The following is a 12,894-nucleotide window of genomic DNA, read 5'->3' as shown; positions in this document are numbered from 1 at the left end:
AGCATCTCTGTAGGAGCGAGCTTGCTCGCGATGGACTCAAGAGCGGCGCGTTTGTTCAGAAAACACGCGTTATCGTTAACGTCCATCGCGAGCAAGCTCGCTCCTACAGGGGGCACACCTTTCTCTTAACTGACTGGCATTGGAGCAAGCCCCCCGCCTCAGGGCATTGCGCTCAATCCCGATAACCCGGCGCCACTCGATCCGCCAACCGCAACAACGCCGACCATGCCAACTGCATGGCATCCGGATCATTCAGCTCGCCTTCCGCCAATGGCCGACCCGGCTCGTTGAACTGGCGCTCGGTGTGCTCGCAAACGGCCGCCGGTGGCAGCACCAGTTCGCCGCAGGCCTGTGCCGCCAATTGGATCTCGCAGGCTTTTTCCAGGTAGTACATGCGCAGGAAGGCCTGGCCGACGCTTGCACCGACGGTCAACAAACCGTGGTTGCGCAGCATCAACACCGTCTTGTCACCCAGGTCATGCACCAGTCGCTGCTGCTCGCCCAGATCCAGCGCCACGCCCTCATAGTCGTGGTAAGCAACCCGTTCGTAGAACTCCATGGAGATCTGATTCACCGGCAACAACCCGCACTTCAACGCCGCCACCGCGCAACCGGCCCGGGTGTGGGTATGCAGCACGCACTGCGCATCTTCGCGGGCACCGTGGATGGCGCTGTGAATCACGAAGCCCGCCGGGTTGACCGGATACGGCGACGACTCCACCGCACGGCCATCGAGGTCGATCTTGACCAGGCTGGAGGCGGTGATTTCGTCGAACATCAGCCCATAGGGGTTGATCAGGAAGTGATGTTCAGGCCCCGGCAGACGCACCGAGATGTGGGTGAAAATCAGGTCACTCATGCGAAAGTGCGCGATCAACCGATAACAGGCAGCCAGCTCCCGGCGCAGGCGTTCTTCGGTAAGACGTCGCTCTGTAAGAAGTTGCTCGCTCGAAACCTGCTCGGCAGCGGCAGCCGCCGGGTGTGCAATTTCATTCATTGTTTCTGCTCTCTGGGCTGATCGTCTGCGCGAAGAATAGGACTCGACGTCGCAATCTATTTATCGGCCATTAAAAAAACAAGTTGATTTTTTACTGAGGGTAAATTTCTATAGCAAAATAATAAAAACGCCGAACCCTCTGTTTTTCCAGCTTCGGCTCGCCTGGAGTATCGCACCATGCCGACTTCCACCCCAGCGTTCGCGCGCCTGTTCGAACCGCTGCAGATCCGTGGCAAGCGCCTCAAGAACCGCATCATGTCCAGCGGACATGACACTTCGATGCCGACCGACAACCTGGTCAACGAGCAATTGATCGCCTATCACCGGGCGCGTGCCGAAGGCGGCGTCGGGCTGATCGTGCTGCAGGTTGCCGGGGTGCATGACAGTGCGCGCTACACCTCCCATGTGCTGATGGCCACCGATGACGCCTGCATCGACGGTTATCGACAGCTGGCCGACACCTGTCATGCCCATGGCACGGTGGTGCTCTCGCAGATTTTCCATCCGGGGCGGGAAATCATGGAGTCCAGCGATGGCCTGCTGGCCGTCGCCTACTCGCCGTCGGCGGTGCCCAACGAACGTTTTCGGGTCATGCCGCGCGCGCTGGATCAAGCCATGATCGATGAGATCGTCGCCGGTTATGGCGCGGCGGCCCGGCGTTTATACCAGGCCGGGCTGGACGGCGTGGAAGTGGTCGCCAGCCATGGTTACCTGCCCGCGCAATTCATCAACCCGCGGGTCAACCGGCGCACCGACGGCTACAACGGCGACCTGCAACAGCGCCTGCGGTTTTTGCGCGAAGTCATTGCGGTGGTCCGCGCCAACACCGATGAGCAATTCATCATCGGCTTGCGCATCAGTGCCGATGAGCGCGACCCCGAAGGCCTGACCGAAGACGAGTCGCTGGCGGCGGTCAAGTCATTGCAACAGCAGCTGGATTACGTGCACATCGTCGCCGGCACTTCGGCATCGTTGGGCGGTGCCGTGCATATCGTGCCGCCGATGGCCATCGAAGCGGCCTACCTGGCCAAGGAAGCCGGGACGTTCAAGGCCAGCCTGTCGATTCCGCTGTTCGTCACCGGTCGCATCAATCAGCCGCAAGAAGCCGAGCTGATCATTGCCCGGGGTCAGGCCGATGTCTGCGGCATGACCCGCGCACTGATCTGCGACCCGCAAATGCCGAACAAGACCGATGCCGGGCGCAGCGAGGATGTACGAGCCTGTATCGCCTGCAATCAGGCGTGCATCGGGCACTTCCACAAAGGCTTGCCGATTTCCTGCATCCAGCATCCGGAAACCGGGCGTGAGCTGATTTTCGGCAAGCTGCAAGCGACGACCAGCCGCAAGCGCATCATGATCGCCGGCGGTGGCCCGGCCGGGATGAAGGCGGCCGCCGTCGCCGCCGCACGCGGGCATGAGGTCACACTCTACGAAGCCGGTGCACAGCTCGGCGGGCAAGTCCTGCTGGCGCAACTGCTGCCGCGGCGCAGCGAATTCGGCGGCGCCAGCACCAACCTGCAGCGGGAAATGCAACTGGCAGGCGTACGCGTGGTGTGCAACACCCGCGTCGACCGGGCGCTGGTCGAACGCGAACGGCCGGACCTGGTGATTGTTGCAACCGGCGCCGAACCCTACTGGCCGGCCTTCGAACGGGGTGGCGAACTGCACGTGGTGGATGCCTGGCAGGTACTGCGCGACGAGGTCAAGCCAGGACGTTCGGTGCTGGTCGTCGACTGGCGGTGCGACTGGATTGGACCTGGCATCGCCGAACGCCTGGTGCGTGCCGGCCATCAGGTGCAGCTGGCAGTCAACGGCACCCATTGTGGAGAAAACCTGCCACTGTACGTGCGCGACCAATTGGCCGGCGAACTGCACAAGTCGGGCATCCCCATCACACCTTACGCCCGCCTATACGGCTGCGATGACAGCACCGTGTACATGCAGCATACCGCCAGCGCCGAGCCGATCATTTTCGAAGACATCGACACGCTGGTGCTGTGCCAGGGTCATCAGCCGGTGGATACCCTCGGCGCGGAACTGCAAGGGCTGGTGGAGTTCCGGCGGATCGGCGACTGCCTGGCACCGCGCACCGCCGAAGAAGCGATTTATGACGGCTTGAGGGTTGCGTGGGACCTCTGAGGCTGCTCTATACTCCCGGCCTTTGTCAGCCTCCAGGCTGACCGGCCATCAAGCTCGAGGGTTTCAACCCGCTCGGGCACCGTCCGTTTCGGAGCACGCAATGAGCAACAGCAGCAACCTGCCGCCTGCCAGCGCGCCCGCCAGTCAGTCCGCTGCCGCAGGGCCGCACTTCCTCGGCACGCGCATTCGCGGCCTGCGTAAACGCCGGGGCATGACCCTGGCCGCGCTGGCAGACATGAGCGAGCTGACAGCGGGCTACATCAGCCAGCTGGAACGCAACCTGGCTTACCCGTCGATTCCGGCGTTGTTCAACATCGCCCGTAGCCTGGGCGTGACCATCCAGTGGTTCTTCGCCAGCGAAGCCAGCACGGCCCCCGAAGACAGTGGTTATGTGGTCCGCAAGCACAGCCGGATGAGCGTGCATTACGAAGACGGCATCGTGGACCAATTGCTGACCCCGCAACCCAATCGCCAGCTGGAGATCCTGCATTCGCGCTTTCCCCCTGGCACTTACAGCCAGCAAAGCTATAGCCATGAAGGCGAGGAAGCCGGCTACCTGCTCAGCGGCAGTTTCGAGTTATGGGTTGGCGAACGCCATTTCCAGCTCAATGAAGGCGACAGTTTCAGTTTTTCCAGCCAGGAACCCCATCGCTACGGCAACCCCGGCGAGGTCGACGCGGTGGTGATCTGGGTGATTACCCCACCGACGTTTTGAAGGGTAAAACAACAAGAACGCTGCCGGAACGCTTGTTCCGGACAGTGAACTTCAGTCAAGGCGGCGGGCCACAGTCTGCCAAATAATCCTCAACAGCGGCAGCAAACCCGGCACGCAGCTCGGCCACTGAATCGGCGTGAAAGCTGATGATCTCACGCACTCCCAACACTCGGCCGACGAAGATGTCGTCCCGCTCATCAAACTCGACTCGGGCCGCATAGCCTTTATAGGTCATGCTATTCATAGCTCAACTCCTGCTCGCTGAAGAAACTCGCGAGCCTCTTCTACTTGATACATCCTGGCTTCTTTCCTGGGACCGGTCGATGGGACTGATCTATTTCGGGACCAGAGCGATTCAGTCGCTTGTTGATTCCTGGTGAGTCAAATCTGAAATCGCCGCGACTACAGTCATCACCATTTCTGCGATCGCGATCTCTCCGTTCAATCTGAGGGCTGGTTTAGTCAAGTGCTTGAGCCACAGCTCATGTCTAGGTCTACTACGGCCCGCTCGACTACCCGCTTCATAGCTTTGCGCCCATGTAAGAAATTTTTGGTGGTTCGCATACATATCGCCGCCAGGCAAAATGCGCTGGCCATACCGTTGCGATTCGCGTGACCTCAAGCGCTCCATACGGAGCGGTGTCGGAGTATCAACGAATACCACCAGATCAGCGCTTTGAATCACCTCGCTCCCCCAGCTATCCAATGATCCGGACAATGCCCAAGGGAGATCAGCTAGCGCTCGTTTTAACAGAACAAGTCTTTCTTCAGGCGGACGTGATTTTTCAAAGGGCGGATCCGTCGGGTACCAATAGTAATCATCGACATCAACATGAGGCATGTGAAGCCTTTCAGCCAATGCGGCTCCTAGCGTGCTCACTCCTGCCCCTGAAGCTCCGCTGATATAAATCCGTTGGATCACCGCTTGGTCTCCTGTCTTGCGAAAATAAGGCGTGCCGTCATGTTCGCTCGCAAATTAAACATCCGCGCAAGGCGCGTGTTTAAGCGTCCTACTGCTTACCTCCTGAAAGCTACAACACCTTGCGCCGTTGCCTACGGGTACGCCAGAATCCGCCGGCTTGTACGCCTTGGGGTCGCCCGGTAACTTGATTCGTGTCACTGCCCATCAGTGATCGGGTTTAGCAGCCCGCGTTAACTCGGTTGTGCGTGCATCTGTCATGCAGGTAGTTGAACGCCTGTACTTGATGGTAGCTGTACGTAGGGCGCCCTCGGGCGCGCCGGTTTTCTGAGTTCCCCGGTCTGCTAACCTGCGTGCAGCTGCCACCCTCTTCGTTTAGCAGCAGGAGGATTGGCAACCATTAGGAAAACTCAGAACATGAAGAAGCCGTCACCAAATCCGCCAGACACTGATCCAATCTTCCCTTACGAATCTGATTTAAACAAATTCAACGAGACCGCCGAACAGGCGCTCGACGTCCACTTCCCCTCGACTGCCGACATCAAAGCCACCCCGCGCGCACCAAGCACCCTGTTTACCGTCGACCCAAAGGCCACAACCGAAACCCTCATGGTTTATCTGGTCGAAACGCTGGCCTCGGTCGATGTGATGGTTCATCACCTGGTGGATCATCTGGACGGCGGCTCGCGTCACGCCTTGTTGGGCATTTCCAACAGCATCATGCTCGCCGAAATTACAGCGAACCGGGTGCTGGATCAGGTCGATCCGCGCGAGTAGGTGGGGTTGACTGAGGCCGAATGAGTAAGCCCTGCGGTCTGTGCTGCGGTCTCTATTTTCGGGACCGCGTTTCGGCCAAGCTGCACCAAGGCTGATTCGTCTGGCCAGATACTCGGCACGGTTCGCAGTTGGAACTCATTCCCGAACATCATTCACCGACCCCAAACTGGTTTAAAAAAACAAGAAAAAAGCACCCATAAGGGTGCCTTAAGAACAAAAAACAAACCAATCACGGTTTTGGGTCGAGTCTCAAATGGCAGGACCGGGGCATAACGCAAATTCAACAGTGCCCAGTCCGATGGGAAACCGGGGTAGAAATGTCGCAGATACCACGACCACTCCCACCCCTGACCCGCAGCGTTGTTGTCAGCGCGCACTCACACAGGCTGTCGCCGACCTTGCAGCCGTTGTTTATCCACCTTGTGCTCATGGCCCTGACGCAATCGCAATGCCGCTATCGCCGCGAGCACCAGGATAATCGCCACGATTTTCATGCCGTTCATGGCATTGCCGGTACTTTGCTCGATCAACCCCATCACGGAGGGGCCGACGAAACCGCCCAGCAGGCCGCACGAGTTGACGAATCCCAACCCTCCTGCGAGTGCTGCGCCCTTGAGTCGCGAAGCGGGGTAGAGAAAAATGATCGATTGCACGACAAAGAACATCACCGCCGATATGCAGAAGCCCAGCAGACTGATCACCGGTCCCGCCAGCGAGGCGATTCCCAGGCCTGCGGCCATGGTCAGTAAACCCGCGACCAGCATTTGCCGGGCACGCGCCGGCGTGGTGGCAAATCGGGGCAGTGCAATAGCGCCCGCCGCCGCTGCCAGCCAAGGCAGTGATGTGAGCAAGCCGATCTGCAAGGTACTCAGGTCGCCGTATTTGCCGATGATGCCGGGCAGGAAAAAGATCACCGTGTAGATCGTGATCTGGTGGCAGAAGTAGACCAGGATCGCCAACAGAATCTGCGGGGTCAGGCATTGTTTGAACGAGTGACCGCCAGGGCCCGCGCCCTCCTCCGATTCCGCGGCCAACTGCCGCTCGATCTGCTCGGCTTCAGCGGCGCTCAGCCAAGGCGCCTTGCTTGGACGGTCGGGCAATTTTTTCCAGACCACCATGGCGAAGAACACCGCAGGCAGGCCCTCGAGCATGAACATCCACTGCCAGCCACGCCAGCCCCACACACCGTCCAGTTGCATGAGCGCGGCACCCAGTGGCCCGCCGATGATGTTGGCAAAACACACACCCAACAGAAAATAACCGGTAGCCCGCGCCCGTTGTTCGCGGCCGAACCAGTACGTCAGGTACAGCATGACGCCAGGAAACAGACCCGCTTCGGCGATGCCCAGCAGCAGGCGCAATACGTAAAACGACGTTTCGCCCTGGACAAACGCCATCGCCGCAGAGATCAAGCCCCAGGTGACCATGATTCGCGCAATCCAGAACCGCGCGCCGACCTTGTGCATGATCAGGTTGCTGGGCACTTCCGACAGTGCGTAGGTGAGAAAGAACAACCCGGCTCCCAGCCCGTAGGCGGCAGCGGAAATGCCCAGATCGATATCCAGTTGATGCTTGGCCAACGCGATGTTGGTCCGGTCAAGAAAGCTCAGCACGTAGGCCGCAATCAGCAACGGCATCAGCTTGACGAACATCAACTTGTTCAGCGTCGCCGAGTCTCGGGGGGTATCAGGTGTTTCGATGGTTCTTGTTATTGTCATCGCGCAAACCTCTTGCAGCTGCAGCTTTTGAGAAGTATCGGCAACGCTGGCTGCCGTGAGCAAAAAAAAGCCGAGCTGACTGTTTTTATGGAGAGGACACGTTTCGCCGTCAACAGCAGGCGCCGACCACCCAGGCCTGCGCCCTCATGCAAACGCTATTAGAAATCGACCTGGTCCTTGCCCTTGAGATCGAGCATTTCTCGCGCCTCATCCGGGGTCGCCACCCGCGCGCCCAAGGCTTCGATCACCGTGCGAATGCGCTTGACCTGATCGGCATTGGACGCGGCCAGCTTGCCCGGCCCGTCCCACAATGAGTCCTCAAGGCCGACGCGTACATGGCTGCCCATCGACAGGCCCATGGTGCCCAGCGGAATCTGATTGCGGCCGGCGCCGAGAATCGACCATTGGTAAGCGTCGCCGAACAGACGGTCGGCCGTACGGCGCATGTGCGCCAGGTCCTCGGGATGCCCACCGATGCCTCCGCGCAGACCGAACACCGACTGAATGAAAATCGGCGCCTTGAGCAACCCGCGCTGCAGGAAGTGCGCGGCGGTGTACAGATGGCCGATGTCGTAGCATTCAATTTCAAAGCGGGTACGGTTCTCGGCACAGGCGTTGAGAATGTGGGCGATGTCGCGGAAGGTATTGCGGAAGATCCGGTCGTCACTCTCGGCCAGGTATGGCCGCTCCCAGTCGTGCTTGAATTCGGTGAAACGATCGAGCATTTCGTACAGCCCGAAGTTCATCGATCCCATGTTCAACGACGCCAGCTCCGGCTTGAGCTGCGCCACAGGCTGCAAGCGTTCTTCCACACCCATGGTCGGCGCGCCGCCGGTGGTGATGTTGATCACCACGTCACTCTTGGCCTTGATTTGCGGCAGGAACTGACGGAACAGGTCGACATCCTGACTGGGCCGCCCATCGATTGGATCGCGGGCATGCAGGTGCACAATCGATGCGCCGGCCTCGGCGGCGCCGATCGCGGCGTCGGCAATTTCCTGCGGCGTGATCGGCAAGTGCGGCGACATCGACGGCGTATGGATGGCGCCAGTGACGGCGCAAGTGATGATGATCGGGCGTTTTTTGGACATGAGTGTTCTCCGTTCTTGTTCTTGGCGAGAAAGTTATTGGGGTCACTCGACGCGGATTATGTCCGGCCGTTGTTGTAACTAAAGTCGAGACGCTTAGAGGTACTCGACGTTGCCATCCACACTGATGGCCTGGCCGGTCACGTTGCGTGCGGCGGGCGAACACAGGAACAGCGCCATGGCGGCCACGTCCTCGGCGGTGACCATGCGTTTGAGCGAAATCTTTTTCAGGTACTCCTCACGCATCTCGGCTTCAGGCACGTTCATCTGCTCGGCGCGGGCACGAATCACCCCGTCCATGCGCGGGCCTTCGACGATACCGGGCAGCAAGGCGTTGACGCGGATGTCGCTTTCACCCAGCTCGGACGCCAGGGATTTCATCAAGCCGACGATGGCCCACTTGGTGGCGGCATACGGCGTGCGCCAGGCGTAACCCAGGCGGCCGGCCACCGACGCGATGTGGATCAGATGCGCATTGGGTGACGCTTTAAGCAGCGGCACCGCGTGATGGGCAAAGCGGTATTGCGCAGTGAGGTTGATGTCGATGGTGCGCTGCCATTCCTCGTCGGTGACCGCATCGATCCCGGCAGTCGGCCCGGCGATTCCGGCGTTATTGACCAGGACATCGAGACCACCGAACTGCTCGCGCTGAACCTTGAATACCGCTTCGATCTGCGCCGGGTCACCCACGTCCGCACGGGTGGCAACGCTGTCCGGGTAACGGTCGCGGAATGCTGCAATGGCGGCTTCGCTGACGTCACACACATGCACCTTGGCCCCTGCTTCCATATAAGCCGCTGCCAGTACTTCACCGATCCCGGCTGCGCCGCCAGAGATCAGCACCCGCAGGCCGGTGTAGGGAATCAGTCGATTGAGTACGCTCATGCTTTCTTTACTCCAGAAACCGGCGACCTTGAACGGTCGCCCTTGACGATCAGGCATGCCAGGGAGTCGGCCGCCTGCATGATGTCGTCGGTGACTGCCGCCCGGGCCGCAGCCCCATCACGCGCGGCCAGGGCCTCGACGATGCGGTTGTGCGCTTCCATCGAGCGCTGCAGGTGCGCTTTGTCCGGTGCGACAAGCGCAAAGCAGGGGCCCATGTGCAGCCAGAAATTCTCCACGGCGGCGATGGTCAGCTCAGCTTTGGCCACCGCATAGATGCGCCGGTGGAAGGCAAAGTTGGTCCACAGGTAACGGGCCACATCGACACTGTCGGCGGCTTGCTGCATCTGGTCGCACAGGTGGCTGATGTCTTTGAGGTCGGCGTCGTTGAGCAGGATGACGGCCTTCTCGGCCAACAGACCTTCGAGCGCCACCCGGGCGTCGCGGATCTCGCGCAGTCGTTCGGGGGTCATCATGCGCACACGCAGACGGGAGGTCTCGGTGACTTCGAAGGCGTTCTCTGCGCTGAGTCGATTGAGCGCTTCGCGCACGGGCATCGGGCTGGAACCCAGCGCCTCGGCAAGACCGCGGATGGTCAGTTTCTGGCCTGGCTGGAAGCGACCGCTCATCAGCGCTTCACGGATCTGCCGGTAGACCTGATCCTGCAGGGTATCGCGGGAAACCTGACGCATGGTGGGCAGGAGGATGGGGCGATCTGTCATGAGTAACGGCTCACATTGGACGTTCTTATGGGTCCAATATGTGATCACAAATCATATATGTCAAATTATTTTCGAGAGGAGCCTCGACACCCAACATGACTGGACCGATCTACTGGGACCCGGCCAGCGTTCGGGTGCAGATCGGCCTGCTCGACCCCTCCGGTCTGCCTGTGGCCGGTATCGAAACGGCAAAAAAACTGCTCGACGAACAACGACCGTCCAACACCCTCATGGGCAAATGGGCGGACAGCGCAGACAATCTGAATGGAACATCTCGACTAACAAGGACGCGATACTTATGGAAACCCCGTTTTCTCAAATCAGCGAGCGTTTGAACAACCGCCGATTTACGGTAGCGAACAACGCCCAAGGGCCCTTTTGTCCCGATGATCCGCGCAATCCAGCGCCGCGCACCGCGCCTTGGTCTGCTCGCGCCAGTAACGCGCGGCGTGGAAGGAATGGAATGAGCCACGGCGCACCAGCTTCAGCTTAAATACCAGCCCCAGGCCCCGCCGTTGTATCGGGTGATCTGCTTGGGTTCGAGGTAGTTGTTGTAGCCCCACTCACCCAGCTCGCGGCCAATACCGCTCTGCTTGTAGCCGCCCCAAGGTGCTTCCACGAAGGTCGGTTGCGAGCAATTGACCCAGACGATACCGGCGCGAAAGCGTCGGGCTACCCGTTCGCAGCGTGGAATATCACGCGACATGACTGCCGCTGCCAGGCCAAAGGGCGAGTCATTGGCCAGGCGTATCGCTTCGGCTTCCGTGTCGAATGCGCGCAGGCACACCACAGGGCCGAAAATCTCCTCGCGCCACACCGAACTCTGTTCCGGCACATCGGCGAAAATCGCCGGGGTCAGGTAGTAACCCTTATGTAGATGGGCCGGACGAGTGCCGCCCGAAACCAGTCGCGCCCCCTCTTGCTGACCGGCCGCAATAGATTCAAGGACTTTGTCCAGTTGCCCCTGGCTGACCAGCGGCCCGAGTTTCACACCGTCGGTAAAGCCTTGGCCTATCTGGATCTGCTCGGTGGCAGCGATCAAACGCTCCAGCAGCGCCGGGTATAACGCGCGCTCCACCAATACTCGCGAAGTGGCCGAACAGACCTGGCCCTGATTCCAGAATATCCCGAACAGAATCCATTCCACCGCAGCGTCGAGATCACTGTCGGCGAAGATCACGAAGGGTGATTTACCGCCCAGCTCCAGACTGATGTTTTTGATCTCGGCCGCTGCCGCTTGCATGATCTTGCGCCCGGTCGGCACGCTGCCGGTGAAGGCGATCTTGTCCACATCCGGGTGTTCGGCCAGCGGTGCGCCAGCCTCACGCCCCAGTCCAGTGACAACATTCAATACCCCGGCCGGCAAGCCTGCCTGATCGGCAATGCCCGCCAGCTCAAGGGCGGTCAGCGGTGTGAGTTCCGAAGGCTTGAGCACCACGGTGCAGCCAGCCGCCAGTGCTGGAGCGACTTTCCACGACGCCATCAGCATCGGGAAATTCCACGGAATGATCGCCGCGACCACGCCCACCGGCTCCTTGATCACCGACGAACTGAAGCGTTCATCCGTCAAACCGATTGACTGCTCGCTGTGTTGATCCGAACCTTCGGCGAGGCCTGCATAGAAGTCGAAACAACCGGCCGTGTCGGCGATGTCCCACAGCGCTTCCGGCAGAGGCTTGCCGTTGTCGCGTACTTCGATGGCGGCCAATTCGTCCTGACGCGCCCGGATGCCATCGGCGATTCGCCGCAGTACGTGTGCCCGCTGCGCGCCTGTCCAGCGTGGCCAGTCTCCTTCGTCGAATGCCTTGCGTGCGGCGCTGACAGCCAGGTCGATATCTTCCGACGTGGCGGCGGCGACCTGCGCCAGAACCGATTCATCGCTTGGGTCAACGGTCTCGAAAACGCCACGCTGTACCGGCGCGATCCATTCGCCGCCGATGTACAGCCGTTGATAATCACGCATGGCAAACTCCTTCATTCAGCGGCTGCTCCAGCCGAATATTTTCCAGACGAATGAACGCGTCGACCCGCACCCCGCTGCCCACGCTCACCCCCGGTCCAAACACCACGCAAGGTTCGATGCATACGTCCCTGGCCAGCTGCGTATCAGCACTGAAGAACACCGTATCCGCCGCCATCAGGCTGACGCCCGACTGCATGGCCGCTTGGCGTCGACGCTGCTGGAAAAGCTGTTCGGCAGCATGCAATTGCTCGCGATCATTAACCCCAAGCACGTCGTCTTCATCGACCTCCACCGCCGTCACTTGCAGCCCGGCGCTGTTGGCCACGGCCACCGCGTCGGTGAGGTAGTACTCGCCTTGCGCGTTTTGGTTGCCGATGCGTTCCAGTAACCAGAGACAGGTGTCGGCACGCAAGCCCATGACACCGCCATTACAGAAGCTGACTTCCAATTCTTGCGGGCTGGCGTCCTTGGCTTCGCGGATCGCCAGCAAGCGGCCCTCTTCCACCAGCAGTCGCCCATAAGGCCCTGGTCTTTCAGTGTGAAACCCGGCAACCGCAACCGCTGCACCGTCGATCAGCGTCTGACGTAGCTGCAACAATGTCTGCGGACTGATCAATGGTGAATCGCCAAACAGCACCAACACGCAGCCTTGCTCATAGGCCTGCTCATGAGCCTGTAACGCGGCGCGAGCGGCGAGCAACGCGTGCGCCGTGCCCAATTGTTCGTGCTGGGTAAACAGCTGCGCCGTGGGCGCAGCCCGTTGCAAGTAATCGGCAACCGGTCGACTGCCAGCCCCCAGCACCACCGCCACTTGCTCGATGCCCGCCGCCTCGACCGCCGCCAGCACATGGCCAAGCAGCGGTCGATTACCCACCGGGTGCATGACTTTCGGCAGCTGCGAACGCATGCGAGTGCCCTGCCCGGCCGCGAGAATCACCGCCAGGGTTGACCAGGAAATGTTGTCGCTCATTGCG

The 12,894-nt window shown here is 60.3% G+C and carries 12 protein-coding genes and 1 pseudogene; 4 read left to right on the top strand and 9 right to left on the bottom strand.

What is annotated here, in order from left to right:
• Positions 1-172 precede the first annotated feature (172 nt).
• On the bottom strand, positions 173-997 hold the full coding sequence (locus ACA062_RS11820; RefSeq protein WP_497456517.1) for a class II aldolase/adducin family protein: 825 nt from the start codon (positions 995-997) through the stop codon (positions 173-175).
• 177 nt (positions 998-1,174) lie between these two features.
• Here ACA062_RS11820 and ACA062_RS11815 point away from each other — a divergent pair, with 177 nt between their 5' ends.
• Both ACA062_RS11815 and ACA062_RS11810 read left to right on the top strand, forming a co-directional pair.
• Positions 1,175-3,136, top strand: coding sequence for an oxidoreductase (locus tag ACA062_RS11815; protein WP_497456516.1), 1,962 nt, complete (start codon positions 1,175-1,177; stop codon positions 3,134-3,136).
• Positions 3,137-3,254: 118 nt separating this feature from the next.
• Positions 3,255-3,851, top strand: a complete 597-nt coding sequence (locus ACA062_RS11810) for a cupin domain-containing protein (RefSeq protein ID WP_497457404.1) — start codon at positions 3,255-3,257, stop codon at positions 3,849-3,851.
• Between the two features lie 55 nt (positions 3,852-3,906).
• On the opposite strand, the gene ACA062_RS11805 is transcribed toward ACA062_RS11810, so the two are convergent.
• Together ACA062_RS11805 and ACA062_RS11800 are read right to left on the bottom strand one after the other, a co-directional pair.
• The gene (locus ACA062_RS11805) at positions 3,907-4,095 is read right to left on the bottom strand and encodes a type II toxin-antitoxin system HicB family antitoxin (RefSeq protein WP_497456515.1); all 189 of its coding nucleotides are present in this window, start codon (positions 4,093-4,095) and stop codon (positions 3,907-3,909) included.
• 111 nt (positions 4,096-4,206) lie between these two features.
• A complete protein-coding gene (locus ACA062_RS11800; RefSeq protein ID WP_497456514.1) occupies positions 4,207-4,773 on the bottom strand; it encodes a P-loop NTPase family protein in 567 nt (188 codons plus the stop codon).
• A gap of 414 nt (positions 4,774-5,187) precedes the next feature.
• Here ACA062_RS11800 and ACA062_RS11795 point away from each other — a divergent pair, with 414 nt between their 5' ends.
• The gene (locus ACA062_RS11795; RefSeq protein ID WP_497456513.1) at positions 5,188-5,547 is read left to right on the top strand and encodes a DUF6124 family protein; all 360 of its coding nucleotides are present in this window, start codon (positions 5,188-5,190) and stop codon (positions 5,545-5,547) included.
• Between the two features lie 377 nt (positions 5,548-5,924).
• Here ACA062_RS11795 and ACA062_RS11790 read toward each other — a convergent pair whose 3' ends face one another.
• The 4 genes from ACA062_RS11790 to ACA062_RS11775 form a co-directional block, all read right to left on the bottom strand.
• Complete coding sequence (locus ACA062_RS11790) at positions 5,925-7,265, bottom strand: MFS transporter (protein WP_497456512.1); 1,341 nt, start codon at positions 7,263-7,265, stop codon at positions 5,925-5,927.
• Positions 7,266-7,423: 158 nt separating this feature from the next.
• A complete protein-coding gene (gene kce, locus ACA062_RS11785) occupies positions 7,424-8,356 on the bottom strand; it encodes a 3,5-dioxohexanoate:acetyl-CoA acetone transferase (RefSeq protein WP_497456511.1) in 933 nt (310 codons plus the stop codon).
• Positions 8,357-8,449: 93 nt separating this feature from the next.
• Entirely contained in the window at positions 8,450-9,238 is a 789-nt protein-coding gene (locus tag ACA062_RS11780; protein ID WP_497457403.1) for an SDR family oxidoreductase, read from the bottom strand.
• On the bottom strand, positions 9,235-9,957 hold the full coding sequence (locus tag ACA062_RS11775; RefSeq protein WP_497456510.1) for a GntR family transcriptional regulator: 723 nt from the start codon (positions 9,955-9,957) through the stop codon (positions 9,235-9,237). The genes ACA062_RS11780 and ACA062_RS11775 overlap by 4 nt, the downstream gene beginning before the upstream one ends.
• A 107-nt stretch (positions 9,958-10,064) precedes the next feature.
• Here ACA062_RS11775 and ACA062_RS11770 point away from each other — a divergent pair.
• A pseudogene (locus ACA062_RS11770) lies at positions 10,065-10,214 on the top strand (dienelactone hydrolase family protein); the annotation flags it as partial.
• A 227-nt stretch (positions 10,215-10,441) separates the two neighbouring features.
• Here ACA062_RS11770 and ACA062_RS11765 read toward each other — a convergent pair.
• On the bottom strand, positions 10,442-11,920 hold the full coding sequence (locus ACA062_RS11765) for an aldehyde dehydrogenase family protein (RefSeq protein ID WP_497456509.1): 1,479 nt from the start codon (positions 11,918-11,920) through the stop codon (positions 10,442-10,444).
• Complete coding sequence (locus ACA062_RS11760) at positions 11,913-12,890, bottom strand: NTP transferase domain-containing protein (RefSeq protein WP_497456508.1); 978 nt, start codon at positions 12,888-12,890, stop codon at positions 11,913-11,915. Before ACA062_RS11760 ends, ACA062_RS11765 begins: the two co-directional genes overlap by 8 nt.
• Positions 12,891-12,894: the final 4 nt, after the last annotated feature.

The organism is Pseudomonas sp. LBUM1679 (assembly GCF_059695565.1).
This window is presented reverse-complemented; position numbering and strand designations above follow the sequence as displayed.